The 24,504-nt window shown below is 66.3% G+C and carries 26 protein-coding genes; 8 read left to right on the forward strand and 18 right to left on the reverse strand.

The features are described 5' to 3' along the window. Nucleotides 1-49: 49 nt before the first annotated feature. Nucleotides 50-466: a helix-turn-helix transcriptional regulator gene (locus tag ILT42_RS12005; protein ID WP_204215846.1), complete on the reverse strand. Its 417-nt coding sequence runs from the start codon at nucleotides 464-466 to the stop codon at nucleotides 50-52. Between the two features lie 252 nt (nucleotides 467-718). On the opposite strand from ILT42_RS12005, the gene ILT42_RS12010 reads away from it, so the two are divergent. Beyond that, nucleotides 719-1,018, forward strand: a complete 300-nt coding sequence (locus ILT42_RS12010) for a putative quinol monooxygenase (protein ID WP_204215847.1) — start codon at nucleotides 719-721, stop codon at nucleotides 1,016-1,018. Nucleotides 1,019-1,040: 22 nt separating this feature from the next. On the opposite strand, the gene ILT42_RS12015 is transcribed toward ILT42_RS12010, so the two are convergent. The 5 genes from ILT42_RS12015 to ILT42_RS12035 are packed head-to-tail and all read right to left on the reverse strand — an operon-like array spanning nucleotide 1,041 to nucleotide 5,126. Beyond that, a complete protein-coding gene (locus ILT42_RS12015; protein WP_204215848.1) occupies nucleotides 1,041-2,054 on the reverse strand; it encodes a zinc-binding alcohol dehydrogenase family protein in 1,014 nt (337 codons plus the stop codon). 20 nt (nucleotides 2,055-2,074) lie between these two features. Further along, nucleotides 2,075-2,506, reverse strand: coding sequence for an RbsD/FucU family protein (locus ILT42_RS12020; RefSeq protein WP_204215849.1), 432 nt, complete (start codon nucleotides 2,504-2,506; stop codon nucleotides 2,075-2,077). Nucleotides 2,507-2,516: 10 nt separating this feature from the next. Further along, nucleotides 2,517-3,506, reverse strand: coding sequence for an aldo/keto reductase (locus ILT42_RS12025; protein ID WP_204215850.1), 990 nt, complete (start codon nucleotides 3,504-3,506; stop codon nucleotides 2,517-2,519). Between the two features lie 24 nt (nucleotides 3,507-3,530). Continuing rightward, complete coding sequence (locus tag ILT42_RS12030) at nucleotides 3,531-4,274, reverse strand: SDR family oxidoreductase (RefSeq protein WP_204215851.1); 744 nt, start codon at nucleotides 4,272-4,274, stop codon at nucleotides 3,531-3,533. 21 nt (nucleotides 4,275-4,295) lie between these two features. Further along, the gene (locus ILT42_RS12035; protein ID WP_204215852.1) at nucleotides 4,296-5,126 is read right to left on the reverse strand and encodes an amidohydrolase family protein; all 831 of its coding nucleotides are present in this window, start codon (nucleotides 5,124-5,126) and stop codon (nucleotides 4,296-4,298) included. Between the two features lie 164 nt (nucleotides 5,127-5,290). Here ILT42_RS12035 and denD point away from each other — a divergent pair, with 164 nt between their 5' ends. Together denD and ILT42_RS12045 are read left to right on the forward strand one after the other, a co-directional pair. Beyond that, complete coding sequence (gene denD, locus ILT42_RS12040; protein WP_204215853.1) at nucleotides 5,291-6,274, forward strand: D-erythronate dehydrogenase; 984 nt, start codon at nucleotides 5,291-5,293, stop codon at nucleotides 6,272-6,274. Nucleotides 6,275-6,310: 36 nt separating this feature from the next. Further along, the gene (locus tag ILT42_RS12045; protein ID WP_204215854.1) at nucleotides 6,311-7,063 is read left to right on the forward strand and encodes an SDR family oxidoreductase; all 753 of its coding nucleotides are present in this window, start codon (nucleotides 6,311-6,313) and stop codon (nucleotides 7,061-7,063) included. A gap of 213 nt (nucleotides 7,064-7,276) precedes the next feature. Here ILT42_RS12045 and ILT42_RS12050 read toward each other — a convergent pair whose 3' ends face one another. The 11 genes from ILT42_RS12050 to ILT42_RS12095 form a co-directional block, all read right to left on the reverse strand. Beyond that, the gene (locus ILT42_RS12050) at nucleotides 7,277-8,476 is read right to left on the reverse strand and encodes a mandelate racemase/muconate lactonizing enzyme family protein (RefSeq protein ID WP_204215855.1); all 1,200 of its coding nucleotides are present in this window, start codon (nucleotides 8,474-8,476) and stop codon (nucleotides 7,277-7,279) included. Between the two features lie 76 nt (nucleotides 8,477-8,552). Further along, on the reverse strand, nucleotides 8,553-9,566 hold the full coding sequence (locus ILT42_RS12055) for a TRAP transporter substrate-binding protein (protein WP_204215856.1): 1,014 nt from the start codon (nucleotides 9,564-9,566) through the stop codon (nucleotides 8,553-8,555). Nucleotides 9,567-9,628: 62 nt separating this feature from the next. Beyond that, entirely contained in the window at nucleotides 9,629-10,912 is a 1,284-nt protein-coding gene (locus tag ILT42_RS12060; protein ID WP_204215857.1) for a TRAP transporter large permease subunit, read from the reverse strand. Further along, on the reverse strand, nucleotides 10,909-11,448 hold the full coding sequence (locus tag ILT42_RS12065; RefSeq protein WP_204215858.1) for a TRAP transporter small permease: 540 nt from the start codon (nucleotides 11,446-11,448) through the stop codon (nucleotides 10,909-10,911). Before ILT42_RS12065 ends, ILT42_RS12060 begins: the two co-directional genes overlap by 4 nt. Then, nucleotides 11,448-12,173, reverse strand: coding sequence for a FadR/GntR family transcriptional regulator (locus tag ILT42_RS12070; RefSeq protein WP_204215859.1), 726 nt, complete (start codon nucleotides 12,171-12,173; stop codon nucleotides 11,448-11,450). Before ILT42_RS12070 ends, ILT42_RS12065 begins: the two co-directional genes overlap by 1 nt. A gap of 134 nt (nucleotides 12,174-12,307) precedes the next feature. Then, the gene (locus ILT42_RS23085; protein WP_267874454.1) at nucleotides 12,308-12,439 is read right to left on the reverse strand and encodes a hypothetical protein; all 132 of its coding nucleotides are present in this window, start codon (nucleotides 12,437-12,439) and stop codon (nucleotides 12,308-12,310) included. A 208-nt stretch (nucleotides 12,440-12,647) separates the two neighbouring features. Next, a complete protein-coding gene (locus ILT42_RS12075; protein ID WP_204215860.1) occupies nucleotides 12,648-12,845 on the reverse strand; it encodes a hypothetical protein in 198 nt (65 codons plus the stop codon). 125 nt (nucleotides 12,846-12,970) lie between these two features. Next, nucleotides 12,971-13,768 (reverse strand): 5-deoxy-glucuronate isomerase, encoded by a 798-nt coding sequence (gene iolB, locus ILT42_RS12080; RefSeq protein ID WP_204215861.1) that lies wholly within the window; start codon nucleotides 13,766-13,768, stop codon nucleotides 12,971-12,973. A gap of 20 nt (nucleotides 13,769-13,788) precedes the next feature. After that, on the reverse strand, nucleotides 13,789-14,673 hold the full coding sequence (gene iolE / locus ILT42_RS12085) for a myo-inosose-2 dehydratase (protein WP_204215862.1): 885 nt from the start codon (nucleotides 14,671-14,673) through the stop codon (nucleotides 13,789-13,791). Nucleotides 14,674-14,856: 183 nt separating this feature from the next. Continuing rightward, nucleotides 14,857-16,704: a 3D-(3,5/4)-trihydroxycyclohexane-1,2-dione acylhydrolase (decyclizing) gene (gene iolD / locus ILT42_RS12090; protein WP_204215863.1), complete on the reverse strand. Its 1,848-nt coding sequence runs from the start codon at nucleotides 16,702-16,704 to the stop codon at nucleotides 14,857-14,859. A gap of 95 nt (nucleotides 16,705-16,799) precedes the next feature. After that, nucleotides 16,800-18,713, reverse strand: coding sequence for a bifunctional 5-dehydro-2-deoxygluconokinase/5-dehydro-2-deoxyphosphogluconate aldolase (locus ILT42_RS12095; RefSeq protein WP_204215864.1), 1,914 nt, complete (start codon nucleotides 18,711-18,713; stop codon nucleotides 16,800-16,802). Nucleotides 18,714-18,858: 145 nt separating this feature from the next. Between ILT42_RS12095 and iolG the strand changes: the two genes are divergently transcribed. Continuing rightward, nucleotides 18,859-19,848 (forward strand): inositol 2-dehydrogenase, encoded by a 990-nt coding sequence (iolG, locus tag ILT42_RS12100; protein WP_204215865.1) that lies wholly within the window; start codon nucleotides 18,859-18,861, stop codon nucleotides 19,846-19,848. Between the two features lie 45 nt (nucleotides 19,849-19,893). Then, nucleotides 19,894-20,334 carry a GNAT family N-acetyltransferase gene (locus tag ILT42_RS12105; protein ID WP_204215866.1) on the forward strand — a complete coding sequence of 147 codons (441 nt, stop codon included), beginning with the start codon at nucleotides 19,894-19,896 and terminating at the stop codon, nucleotides 20,332-20,334. 106 nt (nucleotides 20,335-20,440) lie between these two features. Here ILT42_RS12105 and ILT42_RS12110 read toward each other — a convergent pair whose 3' ends face one another. After that, nucleotides 20,441-21,289 carry a MurR/RpiR family transcriptional regulator gene (locus tag ILT42_RS12110; RefSeq protein WP_204215867.1) on the reverse strand — a complete coding sequence of 283 codons (849 nt, stop codon included), beginning with the start codon at nucleotides 21,287-21,289 and terminating at the stop codon, nucleotides 20,441-20,443. A gap of 276 nt (nucleotides 21,290-21,565) precedes the next feature. Between ILT42_RS12110 and ILT42_RS12115 the strand changes: the two genes are divergently transcribed. The 3 genes from ILT42_RS12115 (at nucleotide 21,566) to ILT42_RS12125 (ending at nucleotide 24,501) form a co-directional block, all read left to right on the forward strand. After that, nucleotides 21,566-22,507, forward strand: a complete 942-nt coding sequence (locus tag ILT42_RS12115; protein WP_204215868.1) for a sugar ABC transporter substrate-binding protein — start codon at nucleotides 21,566-21,568, stop codon at nucleotides 22,505-22,507. Between the two features lie 72 nt (nucleotides 22,508-22,579). Then, entirely contained in the window at nucleotides 22,580-23,719 is a 1,140-nt protein-coding gene (locus ILT42_RS12120) for an ABC transporter permease (protein WP_204215869.1), read from the forward strand. Further along, nucleotides 23,719-24,501, forward strand: coding sequence for an ATP-binding cassette domain-containing protein (locus ILT42_RS12125; protein WP_204215870.1), 783 nt, complete (start codon nucleotides 23,719-23,721; stop codon nucleotides 24,499-24,501). Before ILT42_RS12120 ends, ILT42_RS12125 begins: the two co-directional genes overlap by 1 nt. Nucleotides 24,502-24,504 lie beyond the last annotated feature (3 nt).

The raw sequence follows: 24,504 nt of genomic DNA on the forward strand, positions 1-24,504 counted from the left end.
GCTTAGCTGATCCAGAACAACGGGAGAAGGAGCGCGCGTTTCCCGTCGCCTAGGCTTTGCGCCGCAGCGCGCGCATGAGGGAAAACGGGCTCAAGGGATGCAGCGGGGCGCCCATGGGATCGGGGCCCGGCCCCGGCGGCACCGCATGGCCATTGACGCCACCCTCGGAGCGTTCGCTGTGAAGCCAGCGCTCGAAATCCATCTCGTCCGCATCGGGCTCGGACACCTCCAGCCGCTCATCCTCTTGTGTCGACAGCGGGATCCGGTTTTCCTTGTGGGCCAACTCGACCTGCTGGGCCATGATCCGGTCGAGGGCCGCGTCCACGGCGTGCCTGTCCCATCGCCGCGTTCCTGGGATCGCCCGCGGAAGCCGACCCGCCGCCACCCATTTGCCGAATCCCGACGGGGAGAGGCCGCAGTAACGGGCTGCTTGGAAACGCGTCAGAAGGCGTGGGCTGTCGGTCATGGAGCGTTGTCCGATTCCGCCGGTGCGGCGAATCACATGCAATGCGGAGGCTTTAATTTAGACTGCGCGAATTCTCTCCCGCTCAGACTATTCTGGCTTAGTGGACTTCCGGCTGCCGGAAGCCCAAGTCTAAAGTCTTGCGATCCTCAACAGTTGCGGCCGCTATAGTGAGACGGCCCACAGGTTTGCTGTCTGGACAGCTCGAGCGCGGCGACTAGCTTCCTTGTCGTTCGACCCGCCGGAGATGTTTCGATGACTAAGCTTGCCCTCTACGTGTCCCTTGAAGCCCAGCCCGGACGGGAGGAGCAGGTCGAGGACTTCCTGCGCACGGCCTTCCCGGCCTCCAGCAGGGCGACGAGTGCGGCGACATGGTACGTGGTTCGGTTCGACCGCAACAGCTTCGCGGTTTTCGCAGCTTTCCCGGATGAGGCTACCCGCGATTCCTATCTGGAGGGGCCGGCGATCGTCGCCCTGGTTCAGCGGGCGCCGGAGCTTTTCGTCGATCCGCCCGAACTCCAGCGCCTGGATATCCTGGCCGGCCAAGCGTCCTAGGTCGCGGCGCACGCGGCGGCGGTCAGACCGCCACGATGGCCTTGATCAGGCCGCTCTTGTCGCGGGACCAGCGCGCCAGGGCAGCCGGAGCCTCATCCAGAGACGTCGTGTGGGTCGCCAGTGCGTCCAGAGGCACCAGCCCGGACCGGATGGACGCGATCACGTGCTCGAAATCCGCGCGTCCCGCGTTGCGGCTGCCGATGAGCATCATCTCGCGCTTGTGGAACTCCGGATCCGAGAACGCGATGTCGTCCTTCACGACGCTCACCAGCACGTAGGCGCCTCCGTGCGCCACGAGGGCAAAGCCGTTCCGGATGGAGCCCGCATGTCCGGTGGCGTCGAACACCACGTCGAAACCGTCACCGTCGCTCAGGGCCATGAGAGCGGCATTCGCCCCTTCCCCGGCCCTGACACCGACCCCGAACCAGAGCCGTTCGTCCGCGAAGGCCAGGCGCTCGGCGCTGGTGTCCAGAAGCGTCACGTCATGACCCGCGATGCGGGCGAAGATTGCCGTGCCGAGCCCGATGGGACCGATCCCCACGACGAGGGCGCGGGACCCCGCGGGCGCCAGGGAGCGGCGGACCGCATGAGCCCCGATGGCTAGGAACTCCACCATGGCGGCATCGCGAAGGGACAGGCCTTCCGCCGGATAGAGGTTGCCTTCCGGGACCACGATGCGCTCGCACATGCCCCCGTCCGTGTGGACACCGAGAACTTGGATACGGGTGCAGCAATTCGGCTTGGCCTTCCGGCACGCCACGCAGGTGCCGCAGGCCAGGTAGGGGTTGACGATGACGGGCGTTCCGGGCCGCAGGCTGGTGCCCGAACCGGACGCGGCGACCACGCCCGACAATTCGTGCCCCATGATGCGCGGGTATTCGAGGAAGGGGTGCTTTCCCTCGAAGATGTGATAGTCGGTGCCGCAGATGCCCACATGGCGGATATCAACGGTCGCGAACCCCTCCGGAGGCGCGCCCGGACCGGGGCGGTCCACAACCTCGAGACGACCCGGCTCCTGACAGATCACGGCCTTCATGGCGTTCTCCCTGGGAAGTGTTATTCCGGTGCCAGCACGCCGGTCTTGAGGATGAGGTTGCCGTAGAGGCGCCGCTCTCCCGTGGCGACGATGAGAGAGGCCTGCTTTGCGCGCTCGTAGAATGCGAAGCGTTCCAGGGGTGTGATCTCGAACGTTCCCGCAAGGCTGCGCACGAGATCCGCGAAGGTCTCGCAAATCGGCGGGACCGCCTTCGGGTCGCCCACCACCTCCATGCGGAAGGCGGCCTGGTCCACGAAGGTGTCGAGGGGTAGGTGGGTCAGGATCGCGTCCGCCACCGTCACGGCGTCGACCCCGTCGAGCCGCACCACGCGCGGACCCATGGAATGAACCGGAAAATTCGCGTCCGCGATCACGACCTCGTCGCCGTGTCCGAGGCTTCGCAGAGCGTGCAGAAGATCCGGGCCGAGGATCGGATGAATGCCACGCAGCATGATAGGCTCCTCAGGTGTTGATCGCCTGGGCGTCGAACGCCGCCCAGGCCTCGTCGGGAACGGGCGTTCCGAGAATGTCGAGATTGCGCTGGAGGCTCGAGGGCTTCGCGGTGCCGATGAGCACGGTCGCCACGTTCGGGTTGCGCAGGGGAAATTCGAGTGCCGCGGCGGCGAGCGGGATGCCGTTCTCCTTCGCGATCCCCTCCATGCGGCCGACGCGGTCGAGGATGTCGGGGCTCGCCGGGCCGTAATCGAAGTGGGACCCTGGCACGGGCCCGGTGGCCAGGATGCCGGAATTGAACACGCCGCCCACCACGAGGGAGGTCTTCGTCCGCTCGCACAGGGGCAGGAGCGTGCGCGTCGCGTCGCGGTCCAGGAGCGTATAGCGGCCCGCCAGCAGGATGCAGTCGATGGAGGCGCGTTCCATCACGTCGAGGCAGACCTGCACCTCGTTGACGCCCAGGCCGAAGGCCGAGATGGCGCCCGAACTCTTGAGTTCCTCCAGGGCCCTGAGGCCGCTGTCCATCAGGTCCTTGAAGTGCTTGGCGTTGGCCTCCTCGCCGTGCGTGTAGGCGCCGATATCGTGCACGAACAGGATGTCGATCTTGTTCAGGCCAAGGCGCGCATGGCTGAACTCGAAGGACCGCATGATGCCGTCGTAGCTGTAGTCGTAATCCACCGTGAAGGGCAGCGGGTCCACGTAGCTGTAGTCGGGGATCTGGTCCTCCGGTACGGGCCGGAGGAGACGCCCGACCTTGGTGGACAGAACGTAGGAATCACGTGGCTTGCCGCGAAGGCCGTCGCCCATGCGGCGCTCGGACAGGCCGAACCCGTAGAACGGCGCCGTGTCGAAGTAGCGGATGCCCGCATCCCAGGCGAGGTTGAAGGTCGCCTCGGCGCTGTCGCGGTCCACCGCGCGGTAGAGCCCGCCGATGGCGGCGCCGCCAAAGCTGATCTCGGTGACTTCGAGGGAGGTCTCGCCGATGCGACGACGGTTCATGGCAGGGTCCTTGGATGGCAGGGTTCAAAAGGTCGTCCAGCCGCCGTCGATGACGATGGCCTGTCCGGTCATGAAGGAGGATTCGTCGGAGGCGAGGTAGACGACCAGTTCGGCCACCTCCTCGGGCGTTCCGAGGCGTCCCATCGGCTGGCGCTCGATGAAGGCCTTGCGGGTGGCCTCGTAGGTGCCGCCGGCCCGCATCCGGTCCTGGAGGGACGGGCTGTCCACGGTGCCGGGGCAGATGGCGTTGACGCGGATGCCCTTGGTGACAAAATCCGCCGCGACGGATTTGGTCAGCCCGATCACGGCCGCCTTGGAGGCCCCGTAGGCGAAACGGTTCGGCACGCCGATCTGGGAGGAGGCCACCGACGACATGTTGATGATCGAGCCACCGCCCTTCTCCAGCATGCCCGGCAGGAGGGCACGGATCATCCTGTACATGGACTTGGCGTTGAGGTCGAAGGACAGGTCCCATCCGGCCTCGTCGCAGTCGAGGATCGTGCCGTTATGAACCATCCCGGCGCAGTTGAAGAGGATACCGGGCGCTGGCTGCTCGGCCGCGAAGGCCTGAACGGCGCCGCTGTCGCGCACGTCGAGGACTCGGGTTTTGACCCCAGGGCGCCCATCGAGCATCTTGAGGGCCTCGGCGTTGATGTCGGTTGCGACCACCTCCGCTCCCTCGCGGGAAAGCGCCAGAACTGCGGCCTGACCCATCCCTTGCGCGGCGGCCGTGACGATGGCGGATTTTCCTTCCAGGCGCTTGCCCATGATTCATGATCTCCTGTGCCGTCAGATCCGATAGAACCGGCGGGCGGTTCCGCCCAGAATACAGGCCTGCTCGTCCCTGGACAGCCTTGCGACTAGGGCCTTGGCCTGATCGAGCCAGCCTCCGTACGGAGCGGCGAGTTCCACCACGGGCCAGTCCGATCCCCACATCAGGCGTCTCGGCTCGAAGCAGGCAACGAGGTGCTCGACGAAGGGGCGCAGGTCCTCCGCGCCGGTGCGGGTCCCCGCCTCCGTCAGGAGGCCGGACAGCTTGCAATGAACCTGTGGGCGCTCGGCGATCGCGGTGATCTTCGGCGCCCAGACGTCGAAGCCCTCCCGGCCCCGCGCGATCTCGGGCTTGGCTCCGTGATCCACCACGACGGCTAGGTTCGGATGACGATCGATGAAGGTGGTCAGGGCGTCGAGATGAGGCGGCTTCACCAGGGCATCGAAGGTCAGCCCCAGGCGTTGCACCTCGGCCAGCATGGGCTCGAGTCCGGGGCGCAGGATCCAGTCCACGTCCGGGATCGCCTGAAGCATCGGCCGCACGCCCCGAAATTTCGGATGAACTGCGAAACGCTGCAGCGTCTCTCGGTCTGCGTCTCCATCGAGATCCACCCAGCCCACGACGCCCGCGACGAAATCCGTGCGCGCCGCGAGGTCGAGGAAGACCGTCGTTTCCTCCGTGCGGGGCGCCACCTGCACCAGGATGGTCTTGTCCACATCCGCGGGCCGGATCAGGGCATCCAGGTCGGCGGGATCATAATCCCGGTAGATCGCGGCGAGATCGGGTGTCGGCCAGTCGAAATACGGTGCGCCGAGGGACCAGAAATGCTGATGGGCATCGACGATCATGAACCCCGCGCTCCCATGGTCCGAAGCGAACAGGCCCGATGCGAACCGGCTCGCCCCATGGCAGTATACTAAGGGCCTAGCCTGTGGAAGAGGGTTCGGGCCTGTCGGATCAGGGCGAGGATGCTCTAGAAAGGCGGCGGACCCATCTGGCGGAGTGAGCGGGCATGCGGATTCTGATTCTCGGCGGCGGCGGCATGGTCGGGCGCAAGCTCGCCGAGCGTCTGGCGCGCGACGGCGCGCTGGGTGGTCGTCCTGTGGGGCATCTCACCCTCCATGACGTGGTCGAGCCGCAGGCGCCAGCGGGCGCCGAATTCCCGGTCGAGACCCTGATCTCCGACTTTGCCGTCCCGGGTGCTGCCGATGCGTTGGTGGCCAGCCGCCCGGACGTGATCTTCCACTTGGCCGCCATCGTGTCCGGGGAGGCTGAAGCGGACTTCGACAAAGGCTATCGCATCAACCTCGACGGAACGCGCGACCTGTTCGAAGCGATCCGCCGGATCGGTGACGGGTACAAGCCCAGGGTCGTGTTCACGTCCTCCATCGCGGTGTTCGGCGCGCCCTATCCTGAGGCCATCGGCGACGAGTTCTTCCTCACGCCGCTCACGAGCTACGGCACCCAGAAGGCCATCGGCGAGCTGCTGCTGGCCGACTACACCCGGCGCGGCTTCTTCGACGGGGTCGGCATCCGCCTTCCGACGATCTGCGTGCGGCCGGGTAAGCCCAACAAGGCGGCGTCAGGCTTCTTCTCCAACATCATCCGCGAGCCGCTCAACGGCCAGGACGCGATTCTGCCCGTGCCGGAGGATGTGCGCCACGCGCATGCATCGCCCCGTTCGGCGGTCAACTTCCTGATCCATGCGGCCACCCTCGACGGCGAGGCCCTGGGGCCCAGGCGCAGCCTCACCATGCCATCCGTCTCCGTCACCGTGGCGGAGCAGATCGAGACCTTGCGCCGGGTGGCCGGGGAGGGCGTCGCGGGGCGTATCCGGCGCGAGCCCGATCCGGCGATCATGCGCATGGTGTCGGGCTGGCCGCGCCGGTTCGACGCGCGGCGGGCCGAAACCCTCGGTTTCACGGCCGAGCGGTCGTTCGAGGAGATCGTGCGTGCCCACATCGACGACGAACTGGGCGGAACCTGGGTCGCCTGATCGCGCAAGACTGGCCCATCATCGAGGACACCATCCATGGAAGCTGTACAGAAGGTTGCGCTCGTCACGGGCGCCGGAACGGGGATCGGCAAGGCCGTCGCCCATGGGTTGATCGAGGCGGGCTACGCGGTCGTGCTGGCCGGACGGCGGCGCGAACCGCTGGACCAGTCGGCGGCGGAACACCCGCAGGCCAGGACCCACGTGGCGACGGCAGACATCACGGATCCGGCCTCGGTGCGGGCCATGTTCGCCGGGGTAAGGAAAACGTTCGGACGTCTCGACCTGCTGTTCAACAACGCGGGTGTCGGCGCCCCGGCGGTGCCCCTGGAGGATATTCCCTACGAGCAGTGGAAGGCTGTGGTGGACACGAACCTCACCGGAGCGTTCCTGTGCACCCAGGAGGCTTTCCGGATCATGAAGGACCAGAACCCGCGCGGCGGGCGGATCATCAATAACGGCTCGGTCTCGTCGCATGCGCCACGTCCCTTCTCGGCGCCTTACACGGCCACCAAGCACGCCATCACGGGCCTGACCAAATCGACCTCCCTCGACGGGCGCGCCTATGACATCGCCTGCGGACAGATCGACATCGGCAACGCCGCCACGAACATGACCGAGAAGATGTCCAAGGGCGTGCCCCAGGCCGACGGTTCCCTCCGGCCCGAGCCGACCATGGACGTGCGGCACGTGGCCGACGCGGTGGTCTATATGGCGAGCTTGCCGCTCGACGCGAACGTGCAGTTCCTCACCGTGATGGCCACCAAGATGCCGTTCATTGGTCGGGGGTGAGCAATGCGGCCACTCACCTTCCCCTTGAGGGGGAAGGTCGCCGCGAAGCGGCGGGATGGGGTGGGAAACGCTACGCTCTGAGATGTCGTGTTTCCCACCCCACCTCGGCCATTGGCCGATCCTCCCCCGGCGCAAGTCGGATGTTTCCGACTTGCGCACTTGGATGCAGATATCGGGCAGGCCCGATATCTGTGGGGAGGATAGACATGCCCCTCACGTCATCTGCGACACGCGCACGATGGCGTCGGGGCGTTCCGTCAGCCCTGGCAGCAGTTCGATGCCTAAGCCCGGCTGCATGTTCACCGTCACCTCGCCATTCGTGACGACGGGAAGATCCGTGACGAGCTCCGTGTACCAGCCCGTGTAGAAGGCGCGCACGCTCTCCTGGATCAGTGCATTGCGGGCGTGCAGCGAGAAATGGCAGGACGCCGCATAGACCACGGGGCCGGTGCAATCGTGCGGCGCCACGGGCACGTGCCAGGCCTCCGCCAGGGCGGCGATCTTGCGCGCTTCCGTGAGGCCGCCGCACCAGGACAGGTCCAGCATGGCCACGCCCGCCGCGCCCGTCTCCAGATATTCCCGGAAGGCGTGGGTATAGGACAGGGTTTCCGAGGCGCAGACCCAGGCTTTGGAGTGCTGCGCGTAATCCTTGAGGTCGCCCACATTGTCGAGGCGGAACGGGTCCTCGTGCCAGTAGGTGTCGTAATCCGCCAGCGCATGAGCGAGCTTCTTGGCCATGGGCAGGCTCCACAGGGAGTGGAACTCGACCATGATGTCCATGCGGTCGCCCACCGCCTTCCTGATCTTGGCGAAGGGCTCCAGCGCGTGGCGCAACTCCGCGGGTGAGATGTCGTAGCCGTGGGTGCGCTCGGCCGCCATGTCGAAGGGCCAGATCTTCATGCCGGTGATGCCCTGCTCCAGCAGAGAATGCGCCAGCTCGTCGGCGCGGTACAGGAAGCCGTCGAGATCCTCGTAAGGACCGCCGGTCTCGCCCGTGCCCCAGTTCGCCACCTTCTGGGCGCGGCTGTCACGGATGTAGCGATAGCCCGCGCAGGTGTTGTAGACGCGGATCTTGTCCCGGGAGCGACCGCCCAACATGTCGCAGACGGGCCTGCCATGCGCCTTGCCGAACAGGTCCCAGAGGGCAATGTCGATGGCGGAGTTGCCCCGGGTCTCCACGCCGGCGGATCGCCAGCCGAGGTAATTTTGGAGATCGCGGTTGATGCCCTCGATCCGCAGGGGATCGTGTCCCAGCAATTTGACCGCCGCCGTCTCGTGCAGATAGGCCTCGACGGCCTCGGCCCCCATGAAGGTTTCACCCAATCCCACCAAGCCCTCGTCCGTGTGAAGACGGATCCAGATGATGTTGGAAAACTCCGTCAGACGGATGGTTTCAACGGCAGTGATCTTCATGGAATCGCGAGGACCTTGAGGGATGGAAAAAAGCCGCGCCCCGCAAACGTCCGGGGCGCGGGCATGCGTCGAAGGTTCAGTTCGTCTTGCGCATCTTGCCGATCTCGTCCTGAATCAGCTTGACGGTTTCCGCCCCAATGGTCGGCGCGTGCTTTTCCCAGACCGGCTTGGCCTGCTCGCGCATGCGCTCCTGCTCCTGCGCGTTAAGCTCGTTGACGATGGTGCCGCCACCCTTGATGGTGGCGAGCGACTTGGCGGACAATTCGCGTCCCAGCTTCCGCTGCTCGTCGCGTCCCAGCACGGCGCAATCCGTCAGGGCCTTCTGCTCATCGGCCGAGAGTCCATCCCACAGCTTCTTGGAATAGAGGACGAGGAACGGCGTGTAGGCGTGCTTGGTGACCGAGAGGTATTTCTGCACCTCGTAGAACTTCGAGGTGTCGATGGTCACGAAGGGATTCTCCTGCCCGTCGATGGCCTTGGTCTCCAGGGCCGTGAACACCTCGCCGAAGGCCATCGGCACCGCGTTGGCGCCCATGTTTTTGAAGGTGTCGAGGAACACGTTGTTCTGCATGACGCGCACCTTCATGCCCTTGAAGTCTTCCCATTTGTCGATGGGACGGCGCGAGTTCGTCATATTGCGGAAGCCGTTCTCCCAATACGCGATGTTGACGAGCCCGACGGTCTGGAGCTTGTCGCTGATGTGCTTGCCGAAGGAGCCGTCGAGAACCGTGTCGGCCTCTTTCTCGTTGGTGAACAGGAAGGGCAGGTCGAACACGCCGAGTTCCGGCAGGATGCCGATCAGGGGCGACGAGGACGTCACCACCATCTCCTGGGTGCCGGAGCGCAGGGCCTGGGTGGCCTGAAGGTCGCCGCCGAGGGCGCCGCCCCAGAAGCCCTGTACCTTCATTTTGCCGCCGGACTTCTCCGCGAGGCAGGCCCGGAAGACCTGGACGCCCTTGCCGTTGGGATGGTCCTCGTTCACGCCGTTCGAGATGCGGATGTTGCGCTCCTGGAACTGGGCCATGGCCGGCAGGGCCGTGAGGGCGGCTGCGGCCGTCGCGGCCGCGAGGGTGAACTTGAGTGCTTTCATGGTGGTTCCTCTCCAGTTTTGGTCGTTGGTACTCTGTTGGCTCCTTGGCAACCGGCTCATCCTCATCGTCCTCGCAAAAAGGCCAGCGGCACCGTTACGAGTTCGGGGAAGATGATGAGCAGGAAGAGCACGATCGTCTGGGCGATCAGAAACGGATTGACACCCCGGATGACGGCGCCCATCGGCACGCGGGCGACCCCGCTCACCACGTTGAGCACGATGCCCACGGGAGGCGTGATGAGCCCGATGGCATTGTTCATGATGAACAGCACCCCGAAATAGACCGGGTCGATCCCGGCCTGCTTGACGATGGGCATGAGCACCGGCGTCAGGATCAGTACGGTCGGCGTGAAGTCGAGGGCCGTTCCGACGATGAGCACCAGGAACATCAGCGCGAACATCAGGAGAGTCTTGTGCTCGAGCAGCGGTTCGATGAGCCCGCTCACCTCGGCCGGAATGTTGGCCTGGGTGATGAGCCACGCCGAGACCAGGGCGGCCGCCACCAGGAACATCACCACGGCTGTGGTCTTGGCCGCGGCCAGGAAGACGCCGTAGAGCATGGAGATCTTCAGCTCGCGGTAGATGAACATGCCCACCAGCAGCGCGTAGACGGCGGCCAGCACGGCGGCCTCGGTGGGCGTCACGATGCCCCATTTGATGCCGCCCAGGATCATGACGGGCATGAGCAGGGCGAAGAAGCCGTCCACGAAGGCCTTGCCGCGCTCTTTCATGGTGGCGCGGGGCAGGGTCGCGACCTTGTCGCGGCGGCTGACGATGGCCCACGCCACCACGAGGGACAGGCCCATCAGGAGGCCCGGAAAGACGCCGGCCAGGAAGAGCTGCGAGATCGACACGTTGGCGGCGACGCCGAACACGATGAACCCGATGGAAGGCGGGATGACGGGCGCGATGATGCCGCCCGCCGCGATCAGGCCGGCGGAGCGCGGGAGGTCGTAGCCGGCATTTCGCATCATCGGGATCAGGATCGCGGCCAGCGCCGCCGTGTCGGCCGCCGCCGAGCCCGATAGGGCCGCCAGGATCAGGGCCGCCGCGATCGCCACGTAGCCGAGGCCGCCCCGGAAGTGTCCGAGGCAGGCAAGCGCGAAGGCGACGATGCGCTTGGAAAGCCCGCCCACATTCATGAGCTCCCCGGCCAGGATGAAGAATGGCACGGCCAGGAGCTGGAAGTTGTCGGCGCCGATGATCAGGTTCTGGGCCACGATCTGGCTGTCGAAATTGCCGAGCCAGATCATGAGGGCGAGCGCGCAGACGATGAGCGCGAAGGCGATGGGCATGCCGAGCGCCATGGCGCCCAGGAGGGAGAACAGGAAGACGATGATGGTCATTCGAGCCGCTCCTTGATGGCGGCGGTTTCCTCGTCGTACTGGCCCGCGAAGGCGTTGAGCTCCCTCTCGGTGAGGCGTCCCGTCAGGACCCGCAGGATGCGCAGCACCGCCATGAGACCGAGTCCGATGCTGGTGAAGTACCCGACCCCGTAGACCCACAGCATGGAAATCTCGGTGATGGGCGCGTAGTTCGTGGCGTTGATCTCCGCCTGCTGCCAGGTGCCCCAGAAGAACACGGCGCAGCAGATGACGATGAAGATGTCGGAGAGCACCATGCAGACCTTGCGGCCCCGGTCACCGAAGCGCACCACGAGGGTTTCCACGCCCAGATGCGCGTTCTCCCGTGCCACCACCACAGCGCCGATGAAGGTGAGCCACACGAAGAAATAGCGCGACAGCTCCTCGGAGACGTCGATGCCCGTATCGAACAGATAGCGCAGCACCACGTTGCCGAAGACCATGACCACCATGGCGGCCAGGAGAAGGACGAGCAAAGCCTCCAGGGCCTTGAAGAACCAATCGATCCCGCGAGCCATCAAGCCTCCCATGCGTGGACGTTGTCGGACAGGGACCCGGTCCGGTTCCGGATGTCGACCTCGGCGCTGCCGATGAGCACCCGGGTGGCCTCGCGGGCTGCCGCCGGTTCGCCCCGCATCACGGCGGACAGCATCGCCTCGTGCAGGGGCAGGGATGCGATGGCCGTGGCGCGGGACAGGATCGACAGGCTGAAGGAGAAGCGCAGCATGTTGGCGATGACCGGCACGAGCTGCATCAGGAACTGGTTGTGGGTCGCGTGGAGCAGGCGCGTATGGAACTGCAGGTCGGCGTCGACGTAGCTGCCCTCGCCGTAGGCCGCCGTCGTCATGGCATCGAAGGCCGCCTGAAGGGCCGCGCGGTCGTCCGGCGTGGCACGCTTGGCGGCCAGCGCCGCCGCCTCGGGCTCGATGACGAAGCGGGTGTCGATGAGATCGTGGATCAGCTCGTCGTCCACGATGCCGGACATGCGCCAGGCGAACACGTCGGGATCCAGCAGGCTCCAGCATTCGCGCGGCAGGATGCGGGTGCCCGTCTTGGGTCTCACGGACACGATCCCCTTGGCGCTCAACGTTTTCAGCGCCTCGCGGATCGTCGTGCGGCTGACCGAGAACGCGGCGCACAGGTCCTGTTCCACCGGCAAGGTGTCACCCGGCCGATAGCGCCCGGCAGCGATGTCGGAGGCTATGGCATCGACGACGGCCCGGTGTGCGGTTCGAACTCCCATGCAATCATCTTATGGTACTATGAAAGCGCGGCAAGGCGGTTGTCGTGCACCGCAACGAAAGCCCCCTTAGACTTTGGATGCACGGCGCGGCTTTCCATCGACGCTAGGGAGTCATCTACGGAAGGTCCTGAAAACTACTGCAGCCACCAGAACCGATAGCCGTAGGTGGCAAGGGCGCCCGCGGTCACGGCCAGGACGAAGATCGCCATGCGGCGCACATGCGGCCGGTCGATGATGGGGCGCGCGGATCGGGATCGCTGCGGCATGGCGGTTGATGTCCTCCCGGTTGTCGTTGGGGAAGAGTTATAGGCTGCCTCGCATCCCGGCAACGGGCCCGTCGTGACGTCAAAAGTTAAGGCGGCGCCGAAAGCCCAGCATTCGCAGATGGCGGAAGGCCGTAGCCCTCCCGAAAGCATACCCCGGAGGAGACGGGACCCGAGCCTGAAGTTCCACGGCGTGACGGGCGGAAGGCGATCAGCGGTCGAACCGTATGGTCCTGATGCTGGTCAAAAGGCGGTCGACCAGAACGGGTGCGTCGGCCGCCGCGCGCTCGAAGCCTGCAACCGCCTGCCGGGTCATGCGGCCCTGAAGAAAGGCGTAGTCCATCGCAATCGCCCCCACGAGGGCGAGAACGGACTTGAACAGGCGCGTGGCGATGTCGGGCAGGGTCATGAAACGCCGGACGTGACGGGATCGCGGGCCCGCGATCCTCTCGGGAATCCCTTTAGGCCACGAGGCGCGGCGGCCGCAAGACGCAGACGCCGGCGGCGCGAGAAGCTTCCATGGCCTCTCGTCGATCAGGCCACCATCCAGGCATGGGCCGGATCGTTGTGAAACTTCCAGATCCGCTTCGGGCCCGCCATCACGTTGAGATAGTATAAATCGTATCCGTGCGGCGCACCGACCGGGTGATAGCCCTTGGGCACCAGCACCACGTCGCCGTCGGACGCCGCGAGCGTCTCATCGAGCGATCGGTCGTCCGTGTAGACCCGCTGCAGCGCGAAGCCGGAAGGCGGGTTAAGACGGTGATAATAGGTCTCTTCCAGGAAGGATTCGTTGGGCAGCGCGTCCCGGTCGTGCTTGTGCGGCGGATAGCTCGACCAGTTGCCCGAAGGCGTGATCACCTCCACCACGAGCAAGCTCTCGGCGGGCTCGGTCTCGGGCAGGATGTTACGCACGTGGCGGGTGTTGGTGCCCTTGCCGCGCGTCTCCTGGCCGACCTGATCGGGCCGGATAATGCGGGCCGGAAGCTTGCCCTCGGCGGGCGCCGTGCACACGCCGATCTCGCAATCGGTCTCGGCCGCAAGCGTCCAGGACGAGCGCGCGGGCGCGTAGAGAGACCACGGGTCCGGCTCGAAGGGCGAGGCGCGCCCGCCGATCACGCCGAAATCCTGACCTCCGGCGCCGACGCGCGCCTGTCCGGACAGCATGACGATGCAGGCCTCCCGGTCGCCGGTGTCCTGGCTTAAGGTCTGGCCTGCCCCCAGGCGGTAGACCTCGAAGCCCACATAGGTCCAGCCGGCGGAGGCCGGCGTGACGGAGTGGATGCGCCCATGGGCGTCCGGCTGGCTCGGCTTTACGAGAAGGTTCGACATCGTCTTGCGTCCTTGTCCTGTCAGCGCAGCCCGGCTTCCGCGAGATAGCGGGTCAGGTTGGCGTAGCCCATCTTGGCATAGGTGAGCGGATGGGCCTTCTTCGGGTCCTGCTCGGCCTCGATCACCACCCAGCCGCTATAGCCCGGCAGTTCCTTGAACACCGACACGAAATCCACCATGCCGTCGCCCGGCACCGTATAGACGCCCTCGATGACAGAATCGAGGAAGCTCCAGTTCCCGGCCTTCGACCGCTCCATGACGGCCTTGCGCACGTCCTTGGTGTGCACGTGGCTGATGCGGCTGCGATAGCGCCGCGCCAATGCCGCCGGATCCGCCCCGCCCCAGGTGGCGTGGCCCGTATCGAGCAGCAGATGCGCGGCCTCGCCCGTGTTGGCCATGTAGGCGTCGATATCGGCCTGCGATTCCACGATGGTGCCCATGTGATGATGGTAGACGAGGCGCACGCCTTCCTGGAGGGTCTTCTCGGCCACCTGCGTGACGCGGCGGCCCCATTCGGCCCAATCGCCGTCCTTCATGACAGGCCTCTCGGAGAGCGGCTTGGAGCGGTCGCCGTGAATGGCGTTCGACGTTTCGGCGAAGACCAGCACGTTCGAGCCCATGGCCTTGAGCAGGTCGAGATGCGGCCGCAGGTGCTTCATCTCCTCGTCGGCGTCGCGCTTCAAGAGTTCGGCCGAGTACCAGCCCGACACGCAGGCGAGCCCGAAGGGCGCCAGGGCCTTCTTCAGGGCGTCGGCCTGGCGCGGAAACTTGTTGCCGAGCTCCATGCCCTCGAAGCCGGCCTCCTTGGCCTCGCCGAGGCATACCTCCAGCGGCGTCTCGCCGCCGAGTTCCTGCATGTCGTCGTTGGACCAGCCGATGGGATTGGCCCCGATGCGGATCGTCATGATTGTTTGTCCTTGCTTATATTATTCAAAAGCTTTTCACAGCCTCATCCTGAGGGAATTGCGAAGCAATTCGTCTCGAAGGATGAATCCAGTTGGCACCGGAAACACTTCGCTGGAGCCCTCCTTCGAGACGGGCCTGAAGGCCCTCCTCAGGATGAGGACTGTGTGTATTGAGAGCGATCATCAATCGCCCACCCGCTGATCGGCGAGGGCGACTTCATAATTCTTGCGAGCCTCGTTCACTTGGCTGCGCACGGAGACTTCCGGCACCGCCACGTCCCACCAATGCCCGCCCTCATCCGTGATCACGAGCGGATCGGTGTCGATGACGATCACCGTGCTGGTCTTGGCCGCCCGCGCCTTTTTCAGCGCATCTTCCAGATCCGCGATGCTTGAAACCTTCAAGGATTGCGCGCCGAGGCTCGCCGCATGGGCGGCGAAATCGACGTTCGGCAGGGCCACGTGGTTGGTGTCCTTCAGCAGGTTGTTAAAGCTCTCGCCGCCGGTGGCGCGCTGGAGGCGGTTGATGCAGCCATAACCGCGATTGTCGAGCAGCACCACGGTCAGCTTCTGGCCGAGCATCACGGAGGAGGCCAGTTCCGAGTTCATCATCAGGTAGGAGCCGTCGCCCACCATGACGATCACCTCGCGGGACGGATCCGCCATCTTGACGCCAAGTCCGCCCGCGATCTCGTAGCCCATGCACGAGAAGCCGTATTCCATGTGGTAGCCCAGCGCCTGGCTCGCCTTCCAGTGCTTGTGCAGCTCGCCTGGCAGCCCGCCCGCCGCGCAGACCACCACGTCGGTGGGCTGGCTCGCGCGCTGAACGGCACCGATCACCTGCGCGTCGGAGGGCAGCTCCGCATTGGTCGGGTCGGTGAAGCGCGCGGCGATCTCGAACCAGCGCGTTTTCTCGTCGGCGGCCTTGGCGGTCCAGGAGGCGGGCGCCTTCCAGCCGGCGAGCGCCGCGCTCAGCTCCTCAAGGCCCGCCCGCGCATCCGCCACGAGCGGCAGGGCGTTGTGCTTGGTGGCGTCGAACGCCTGCACGTTGAGCCCCACGATGCGGCGGTCCGGGTTCTTGAACAGGGCCCAGGACCCGGTGGTGAAATCCTGCAGGCGCGTGCCCACCGCGATTACCACGTCGGCCTCCTCGGCCAGCGCATTGGCGGCGGCGGTGCCCGTGACGCCGAGCGCCCCGAGATTGGCCGCGTGATCGTGGGGCAGGCTCGACTTGCCGGCTTGGGTCTCGCCCACCGGCAGGCCATGACGGGTGGCGAACTCGGCGAGCGCAGCATCGGCGGCCGAATACAGCACGCCGCCGCCCGATACGATGAACGGCTTCTTGGCCTTGCGGATGAGGTCAGCGGCCCGGCGCAGCTCCTCGGCGTCCGGGCGAATGCGGCGCGGCGTCCAGGTCTTCTCGGCGAAGAAACTCTCGGGGTAGTCGTAGGCCTCGGCCTGGGTATCCTGGCAGAGCGCCAGCGTCACGGGCCCGCAATCGGCCGGATCGGTGAGCACCGCCATGGCGCGCTGGAGCGCCGGGATGATCTGTTCGGGGCGCGCGATGCGGTCGAAATAGCGCGAGACGGGCTTGAAGCAGTCGTTGGCCGACATCGTGCCGTCGCCGAAATTCTCGATCTGCTGCAGGACCGGGTCGGGCAACCGGTTGGCGAACACGTCGCCGGGCAGCAGCAGCACCGGCAGGCGGTTCACGTGCGCCACGGCGGCGGCCGTCACCATGTTGGTGGCGCCCGGACCGATGGAGGTGGTGCAGGCCATCATGCGGCGCCGCCGCGAGGCTTTCGCGAAGGCCACGGCCGCGTGCGCCATGCCCTGCTCGTTATGGCCCCGGAAGGTCGGAAGCGTGTCGCGCATCCCGTGCAGGGCCTCGCCCATGGCGGCCACGTTGCCGTGCCCGAAAATGGCCCAGACCCCACCGAAGAGCGGCAGAACCTTGCCGTCGATCTCGGTCTTCTGGGCCGCCAGGAAGCGGGTGATCGCTTGCGCCATCGTGAGGCGGATCGTGCTCATGATTGCTCCGTTGGAAACTGGCGCCGTCTCGTACCGCGGCAGCCGCTTTTAGAGGGGAGGCAGGCTCTTGTCAGTCAGCCGAAAGGGTGAGGCGGTCAGGCCGCCTTCGCCCGCGCGGCCACGCGCTCCCAGGCATCGACGAGGCGCTGGAACCGGCCCGCCATGTCGGCGATGGCGGCTTCGTCCGTGATCTCGCCCTTGAGCCAGCGTCGCGCTGCGTCGTTGAAGATCGTGCGCCCGACCGCGAAGCCCTTGACCTGCGGCTCCTGGGCGGCGGCCGCGAAGGCGGCTTCGAGCTCCGCCTCCGGCGCCTCGAGCCCCAAGAGGACGATACCCCGGCAAAAGGGGTCGTTCGCCGTGATGACGCGGCCGATGGCGCGCCAGGCCGCGACGTCGCTCTGCGGTTCCAGCTTCCACCAATCGGGCTTGATGCCGAGATCGTACAGGCGCTGGAGGATCCCCGCCACCGTGTCGGTTTTCAAAGGCCCGTGCTTGCCGGCGATGATTTCCACCAGGAGCTCGCGCCCGACGCGTTGCGCCGCATCGTAGAGGCGCAGCAATTCGCGCTCCTGTTGCTCCTTCAGCTCCGGAGGGTCGTCCGGATGGTAGAAGCACAGGCACTTGATGGTGTGTCCCACGGGCCATTCGATGAGCTGCGCGCCGAGCGAGCCGCCGTTCTCGAAATCGAGCGGGCGCGATCCCGGCAGCTCGACCGGACGGCCGATCCAGAACGGGTGATCGGCGGCGCGGAACAGCGCCTCGCGCCCATAGGTGCCGTCGATGAGCATGCCGAAGCCGGGGCGCCCGTCCGCCACCCGGGCGGCAGCCTGGACGGCCAGGACCTTGAAGTCCGGCACACGTTCGACGGGGGCGCCCACCTCCTTGGCCATCGCCTCCAACTGCATCCGGTGGTCGATGGCCAGCGCCATCAGGGTGTCGCTCGCAGGACGGCGCGTGGTGGCCCAGTGGATGTGGTTGATGTCCCGATCGAAACGCAGGGCCTTGTGGCGGCTTCCCGTCTTCAGGAAATATTGCAGCTCCGGGAAGGTCGGGATCTCCGGCGAACAGAGCAGGCGCGACACCGCGAAGGCCCCGCTGGCATTGGCATAGGCGCAGGCGGTCTCCAGGGGCTCGTCGCGCAGCCAGCCGCGCAGGAAGCCCGACATGAAGGCGTCGCCCGCGCCGAGCACGTTGTAGACCTCCACCGGGAAGCCCGGCCCCTTTACGCCCGCATCGAGCGAATCCGGGATCTCGCCCGGAAACACCACGCAGCCCATGGGGCCGCGCTTGCACACGATGGTGGCCTTCGAGATCGCCCGGATGGCGCGGATCGCCGTGAGGGTATCCTCCGAGCCGCCTGCGATGTGCAACTCCTCCTCGGTGCCCACGATGAGGTCGCAATCGGGCAGGATGGGCTTGAGCAGTTCGGTGACGGTGTCGGACCGGACATAGCGGGACTCGCCCGCGCCGTGGCCGAGCAGGCCCCAGAGATTGGGCCGGTAATCCACGTCGAACACCACCCGGCGACCATGCGCCTTGGCGATGCGGATCGCCTTCTTCTGCGCGGCGGCCGTGTTCTCGCGGGAGAAGTGAGTGCCCGTGACCACGACGGCGGCCGCGGAGGCCACGAAGCTCTCGTCGACATCGCCCTCGTCGAGGGCCATGTCGGCGCAGTTGTCGCGATAGAAGATCAACGGGAACGAGTCTTCGTCCCGCACGCCGAGGATCACGAGGGCGGTCAGGCGCGCCTCGTCGGTGACGATGCCCTGGGTCGAGACGCCCTCGCGTTCCATCTGCTCGCGGATGAAGCGGCCCATGGCCTCGTCGCCCACCCGGGTGATCACGCCGGATTTCAGCCCGAGCCGCGCGGTCCCGATGGCGATGTTGGAGGGGCATCCGCCCACCGCCTTGGAGAAGGACGCCATGTCTTCCAGCCGCCCGCCGACCTGCTGGCCATAAAGATCCACCGATGAGCGGCCGATGGTGATGACATCCAGGGTCGGCTTCATGTTATCCCTCCCGGCCGCGGGCGAGGCGGCATGTCAGGCCTTGTCGCGGCCCTTGCGGCTATGGAACGTTTATTCTATTAGCACCTCGGGCCGGAACATCAATTCCAAAATTGCCCTGAGCCGGCAAAACAGTTCGAGGGAAAGCATGATCAGGATCGCAGTTCTCGGCGCGGGCCGCATCGGCCGCATTCACGGGCGTAACGCCGCCAGCCATCCCGATGCGCGCCTCGTGGCCGTGGCCGACCCGCATGCGCCGGCAGCCGCGGAGCTGGCCGGCGCCACTGGCGCCGAGGTGGCATCCCTCGATGAGATCGTCGAGCGCCCCGACGTGGACGCTATCCTGATCTGCACGCCCACCACGACCCACGCGGACCTCATCGAGCGGGGCGCCAAGGCCGGCAAGGCGGTGTTCTGCGAGAAGCCCGTCGACCTGTCGAGCGCCCGCATCGAGGCCTGCCTCGCCACGGTCGAGAAGGCCCGCACGCCTCTCATGATCGGCTTCAACCGCCGCTTCGATCCGAACTTCGCAAGCCTTCGCCAGCGCCTCGCGGACGGCGAGGTGGGCGAGGTCGAGCTCGTCACGATCCTGTCCCGCGATCCAGGTCCCCCGCCCGTGAGCTACATCGCCACCTCGGGCGGGCTGTTCCGGGACATGATGATCCACGATCTCGACATGGCGCGTTTCCTGCTCCTGGGAGATGAACCCGTGGAGGTGCATGCGGTCGGGTCCGCGCTGGTGGATCCCGCTATCGGCCAGGCGGGTGATGTGGACACCGCCGCCGTGCTGCTGAAGACGGCGAAGGGCCGCATCGTGCAGATCTCCAATTCCCGCCGCGCCACCTACGGCTACGACCAGCGCGTGGAGGTGCATGGCTCCAAGGGCATGATCCGGGCCGGCAACATCCACCGCACCACCGTCGAGGTGGCGACCGCCTCCGGCATCGCGGCGGATCCGGTGCAGGATTTCTTCCTGGAGCGCTACGCGGAGGCCTACCGGCACGAGCTGGAATCGTTCCTCAACGCCGTGCGCGACGGCAAGACCTGCGAGCCCACGGGCCGCGACGGCCTGATGGCGCAGCGGCTGGCGGACGCCGCCACCGAGTCGGCCCAGAGCGGAAAGCCTGTGAGGGTTTAGGACTACAGGGGCGCTGCGGCGCCCTTCTTCTTGGTGAGAGGATTCATGGCCATCCGCCCCGTCACCCCGGACGATTTCGACGCCTGGATGCCCCTGTGGCAGGGCTACCAGCGCTTCTACAAGGCTGAGATCCCCGACGCGGTGTCGCGCACGACCTGGAAGCGGATGCTCGATCCCGCTGAGCCGATCTGGAGTGCGCTGGCCTGGAAGGACGGGCGGGCGCTCGGGATGGTGAACTACATCTTTCACCGTTCCACCTGGACGACAGGCGATTATTGCTACCTGCAGGATTTGTTCGTGGACGATGCGGCGCGCGGAACCGGGTTCGGGCGCGCGCTCATCGAACACGTGTACGAGGCGGCTGAACAGGCCGGCGCCGCGCGGGTCTATTGGCTGACTCACGGGACCAATGCCACCGCCATGGCGCTCTACGACCGGGTCGCCGACAAGAGCGGATTCATTCAATACCGGAAGATGCTGCCGTAGCGCGTCTCCCTCTCCCGTAAGGGCGATCAGGAAGCGGGCCTTGGTCGAGGCGCTTTTGTTTTCCTCTTTGAGGAGAGGATGGACGCATGCGTCCCGACGCGATCCCCTACCTCTCCGCCCGCTTCTCGGCCGTGCCCACCGCCAGCGCCATCGCGAGCGCGAACGACGCCGACAGGGACCGGAACGCGCCGAAATCCGCTTCCGCGACCTCGAGCCAGACATCCGCGCTGGTCACGAGCGGCGAGAAAGCCGAGTCGGTGATCGCCACCACGGGGATGTTGCGACGGGCCGCAACGGCGGCGAGGTCCGCCGTCACGGGCGCGTAGGGCGTGAAGCTGATGGCCAGCACCGCGTCCCGGTCCGTTGCGGTGGCGAGCTGTTCAGGGCCGAGCTGGGCGATGTGATCGATCAGGATGGCGCGCACGCCGAGCTTGCCGAACGCGTAGGCGCAATAGGCCGCAATGGGAAAAACCCGCCGGGCGCCGAGCAGGTAGACCGTGTCCGCCTTGGCCAGCGTCTCGATGGCCCGGGAGAGTTCCTCCAGGCTGACGGAATCCCGCATCCTCTCCAAGGAGACGACGGCTGCGCCCGCGAAGCCCTCCAGGAGAGAGGCCGCGTGCAGGTGATGGCCTTCCGTCTCGCGCAAGGTTTGAAGCCGCTCGCGGTAGTCGGGAAAGCGCTCGCGCAGGCGGTCGCGAAAAATCTGCTGGAGGTGCGAGAAGCCCTCGTAGCCGAGGCTCTTGGCGAAGCGGATCAAGGTCGAGGGTTGCACGCCCGCATGCTCGGCGATCCCCGCCACGGTGCCAAAGGCGACCTCCTCCGGGTGCTGCATGGCAAAGGAGGCGAGCTGCTTGAGACGCTTGGGCATGGTGTCCCGGCGGCTGGACAGGAGAGCCCGAAGGCTCTCGTAATCCTGCGGCGCTGCCCCCGGCATCGTCTCCGCCTGCTCCTCCATCCGTCCTGTCCCGCTCCGCGTGATGCCCTACCTTAGGCTTAGGTGGGGGAGCTTGACACCGTTTCGACATAAATGGAATAAAAATTCCATAAGAAGAAATAATAATCCTGTTCATTCCATTCCGGAGGGGCGGAGAGCGGAGGAAAGCCAAAGCGGTCGCGGCCTTTCGGCCAAGGACCGGCCTACGCCCTCCGCGGAGAACATGACCGAGGCCGCGCGGGACAACCCGCGGCCTCGGCCCGGCGCACGCTGAGGCAGCTTCACAGGGAGGACAACATGAAAGCATTCGTAGCAGGCTTGGCGACGGCGGCGGCACTGACGCTGGCGGCCATCGCTCCGGCCTCCGCCCAGCAGGGCGGGCGCATCATCGTGGTCAGCCACGGGCAGGCCAACGACCCGTTCTGGTCCGTGGTCAAGAACGGCGTCGCGGCGGCCGGAAAGGACATGAACGTCCAGGTCGATTACCGGGCGCCCGAAACCTTCGACATGGTGGCGATGGCCCAGCTCATCGACGCAGCCGTCAACCAGAAGCCCGCGGGCCTCATCGTGTCGATCCCGGATTCCTCGGCGCTGGGTCCCTCGATCCAGAAGGCCGTGGCGGCCGGTATTCCGGTCATCTCCATGAATTCGGGCTCGGACGTGTCCAAGAAGCTCGGCGCCCTGCTCCATGTGGGCCAGGACGAGGTCGAGGCCGGGCGCATCGCCGGCGCGCGGCTCAAGGAAATGGGCGGCAAGGTCGGCATCTGCGTCAACCAGGAGGTCGGCAACGTCTCCCTCGACCTGCGCTGCAAGGGCTTCACGGAAGGCTTCGGCGGCAAGGTGACGGTGCTGCCGGTCTCCAACGATCCCACCGACATCCGCGCCAAGGTCAAGGCGGCTCTCTCGGCTGACGGAACGGTCGATACAGTTCTGGCGCTCGGCGCCGGTACGGCGGGCGAGCCCTCCGTGGCGGCCGTGAAGGACGTCGGCAAGACGGGCGCGGTGCGGGTCGCGACCTTCGACCTCTCCGCAGGCTTCCTGAAGGCCGTGGCGGCGGGCGAGGCCACCTTCGCCATCGACCAGCAGCAATACCTGCAAGGCTACCTGCCGGTGACCTTCCTGGCCCTCAACGCCAAGTACGGCCTGGTGCCCGGCGGCAACGTCCCGTCCGGCCCGAACCTGATCACCAAGGAGAAGGCCGCCCAGGTGGTCGACCTGTCGGCGCAGGGCATCCGCTGACGATTCTTGAGGCCCGCGTCCGGGCGACGCGGGCCTTTTTCATTCAGATCGGTCCGAACAGGGGAGGGGTCCATGGTCACCGCCAGTCAGCCCGCCGCCGCATCGCCCGCCAATACTGTCAAAGCCCTTCAGGATGAGCGCCTGAAGGAAGTCTCTCTCATCACGAAAATCATGCGCCGCCCCGAGCTCGGCGCCATGGCGGGCCTCGTGCTCGTGACGATCTTCTTCCTGTCCACCGCCGACGCCTCGATGTTCTCGCTGGCGGGGCTCATGAACATCCTGTCCCCCGCCTCCCAGCTCGGCATCCTGGCCATCGCGGCGGCGCTCCTGATGATCGGGGGCGAGTTCGATCTCTCCATCGGCTCCATGGTGGCCTTCGCGGGCCTGATCTTCGGCGGCTTCCTCGTGCTGTCGGGCTGGCCGCTGCTCTTAGCTATCACCGCCACCTTCGCGGTGGCGGCGCTTCTCGGCGGACTCAACGGGCAGCTCGTCATCCGCACCCGGCTGCCGTCCTTCATCGTGACGCTGGCGTTCCTGTTCATCCTGCGCGGCCTCTCGCTCGTGGGCCTCAAATGGGCCACTGGCGGCTCGACCCAGCTGCGCGGTGTGGGTGAGCGGGCGGGCGACGGCATCGTGCGGGAAATCTTCTCCGGCAACGCCCTGGAAGGCCTGTTCTCGTGGCTGGCGGCCAACAACATCATCGCCAAGTTTCCCAACGGCACGCCCACCGTCACGGGCGTGCCGGTTTCGATCCTGTGGTTCATCGGGCTGGCGCTCCTCGCCACCTGGGTGCTCCTGCGCACCCGCGCCGGAAACTGGATCTTTGCGGCGGGCGGCGACGCCAACGCGGCCCGTAATTCCGGCGTGCCGGTGGACCGGGTGAAGACAGTGCTGTTCATGCTCACCGCCTGCGCGGCGGCGCTCGTCGCCATCCTGACGGTGATCGACGCGGGCTCGACGGACGCGCGGCGCGGCTTCCAGAAGGAGTTCGAGGCCATCATCGCGGCGGTGATCGGCGGCTGCCTGCTCACCGGCGGCTACGGCTCGGCCATCGGGGCGTTTTTTGGGGCCATCATCTTCGGCATGGTGTCGATCGGGCTCACCTACACGCGCTTCGATTCCGATTGGTTCCAGGTCTTCCTCGGCGGCATGCTGCTGCTGGCGGTGCTGTTCAACAACTTCATCCGCAAGAAGGTCACGGGAGAACGGTGATGGCAGATTCTCCGCTCATCGAGATCCGCAATCTCGTCAAGCATTTCGGCTCCGTCATCGCGCTGTCGGGCGTGTCCATGTCGGTGGGCCGGGGCGAGGTGCTCTGCCTGCTGGGCGACAACGGCGCGGGAAAGTCCACGCTCATCAAGACTCTGTCGGGCGTTCACAAGCCCACCAGCGGCGAGTATCTCGTGGAAGGGCGGTCCGTCGCCTTCGCGAGTCCGCGCGATGCCCTCGATGCGGGCATCGCCACGGTCTACCAGGACCTCGCGATGATCCCGCTCATGTCGGTGACCCGCAACTTCTTCATGGGCCGCGAGCCCGTGAAGGGCGTCTGGCCCTTCCGCTACGTGGATTTCGACCATTGCGATACGGTGACCCGCGAGGAGATGCACCGGATCGGCATCGACGTGCGCGACCCGCACCAGGCGGTCGGCACGCTTTCGGGCGGCGAGCGCCAATGCGTGGCCATCGCGCGAGCGGTCTATTTCGGCGCCAAGGTGCTGATCCTCGACGAGCCCACCTCGGCGCTCGGCGTGGCGCAGACCTCCATGGTGCTGAAATACATCCATCAGGTGCGGAGCAAAGGCCTCGGCGTCATCTTCATCACCCACAACGTTCGCCACGCCTACGCGGTGGGCGACCGCTTCACCGTGCTCAACCGGGGCAAGACGCTGGGCACCCACGCCAAGTCCGAGATCAAGATCGACGAGCTGCAGAACCTGATGGCGGGCGGCAAGGAGCTGCAGGCGGTGTCGGAAGAGCTGGGCGGGATGGTGTAGGTC

The sequence above is a fragment of the Microvirga pudoricolor genome (assembly GCF_016892705.1).
In the GTDB taxonomy this organism is placed as follows: domain Bacteria; phylum Pseudomonadota; class Alphaproteobacteria; order Rhizobiales; family Beijerinckiaceae; genus Microvirga; species Microvirga pudoricolor.

Bases quoted from the DNA above. Each gene is read 5' to 3' on its own strand.
- ILT42_RS12125 (WP_204215870.1), top strand. From the start codon at position 23,719: ATGGCAGATTCTCCGCTCATCGAGATCCGCAATCTCGTCAAGCATTTC.
- ILT42_RS12070 (WP_204215859.1), bottom strand. From the start codon at position 12,173: ATGGGAGTTCGAACCGCACACCGGGCCGTCGTCGATGCCATAGCCTCC.
- ILT42_RS23085 (WP_267874454.1), bottom strand. From the start codon at position 12,439: ATGCCGCAGCGATCCCGATCCGCGCGCCCCATCATCGACCGGCCGCAT.
- ILT42_RS12115 (WP_204215868.1), top strand. From the start codon at position 21,566: ATGAAAGCATTCGTAGCAGGCTTGGCGACGGCGGCGGCACTGACGCTG.
- ILT42_RS12110 (WP_204215867.1), bottom strand. From the start codon at position 21,289: ATGGAGGAGCAGGCGGAGACGATGCCGGGGGCAGCGCCGCAGGATTAC.
- ILT42_RS12020 (WP_204215849.1), bottom strand. From the start codon at position 2,506: ATGCTGCGTGGCATTCATCCGATCCTCGGCCCGGATCTTCTGCACGCT.
- ILT42_RS12010 (WP_204215847.1), top strand. From the start codon at position 719: ATGACTAAGCTTGCCCTCTACGTGTCCCTTGAAGCCCAGCCCGGACGG.
- ILT42_RS12095 (WP_204215864.1), bottom strand. From the start codon at position 18,713: ATGAAGCCGACCCTGGATGTCATCACCATCGGCCGCTCATCGGTGGAT.
- iolG (WP_204215865.1), top strand. From the start codon at position 18,859: ATGATCAGGATCGCAGTTCTCGGCGCGGGCCGCATCGGCCGCATTCAC.
- ILT42_RS12055 (WP_204215856.1), bottom strand. From the start codon at position 9,566: ATGAAAGCACTCAAGTTCACCCTCGCGGCCGCGACGGCCGCAGCCGCC.
- ILT42_RS12075 (WP_204215860.1), bottom strand. From the start codon at position 12,845: ATGACCCTGCCCGACATCGCCACGCGCCTGTTCAAGTCCGTTCTCGCC.
- denD (WP_204215853.1), top strand. From the start codon at position 5,291: ATGCGGATTCTGATTCTCGGCGGCGGCGGCATGGTCGGGCGCAAGCTC.
- ILT42_RS12120 (WP_204215869.1), top strand. From the start codon at position 22,580: ATGGTCACCGCCAGTCAGCCCGCCGCCGCATCGCCCGCCAATACTGTC.
- ILT42_RS12060 (WP_204215857.1), bottom strand. From the start codon at position 10,912: ATGACCATCATCGTCTTCCTGTTCTCCCTCCTGGGCGCCATGGCGCTC.
- ILT42_RS12035 (WP_204215852.1), bottom strand. From the start codon at position 5,126: ATGATCGTCGATGCCCATCAGCATTTCTGGTCCCTCGGCGCACCGTAT.
- ILT42_RS12015 (WP_204215848.1), bottom strand. From the start codon at position 2,054: ATGAAGGCCGTGATCTGTCAGGAGCCGGGTCGTCTCGAGGTTGTGGAC.
- ILT42_RS12050 (WP_204215855.1), bottom strand. From the start codon at position 8,476: ATGAAGATCACTGCCGTTGAAACCATCCGTCTGACGGAGTTTTCCAAC.
- ILT42_RS12105 (WP_204215866.1), top strand. From the start codon at position 19,894: ATGGCCATCCGCCCCGTCACCCCGGACGATTTCGACGCCTGGATGCCC.
- iolD (WP_204215863.1), bottom strand. From the start codon at position 16,704: ATGAGCACGATCCGCCTCACGATGGCGCAAGCGATCACCCGCTTCCTG.
- ILT42_RS12030 (WP_204215851.1), bottom strand. From the start codon at position 4,274: ATGGGCAAGCGCCTGGAAGGAAAATCCGCCATCGTCACGGCCGCCGCG.
- iolB (WP_204215861.1), bottom strand. From the start codon at position 13,768: ATGTCGAACCTTCTCGTAAAGCCGAGCCAGCCGGACGCCCATGGGCGC.
- iolE (WP_204215862.1), bottom strand. From the start codon at position 14,673: ATGACGATCCGCATCGGGGCCAATCCCATCGGCTGGTCCAACGACGAC.
- ILT42_RS12005 (WP_204215846.1), bottom strand. From the start codon at position 466: ATGACCGACAGCCCACGCCTTCTGACGCGTTTCCAAGCAGCCCGTTAC.
- ILT42_RS12065 (WP_204215858.1), bottom strand. From the start codon at position 11,448: ATGGCTCGCGGGATCGATTGGTTCTTCAAGGCCCTGGAGGCTTTGCTC.
- ILT42_RS12025 (WP_204215850.1), bottom strand. From the start codon at position 3,506: ATGAACCGTCGTCGCATCGGCGAGACCTCCCTCGAAGTCACCGAGATC.
- ILT42_RS12045 (WP_204215854.1), top strand. From the start codon at position 6,311: ATGGAAGCTGTACAGAAGGTTGCGCTCGTCACGGGCGCCGGAACGGGG.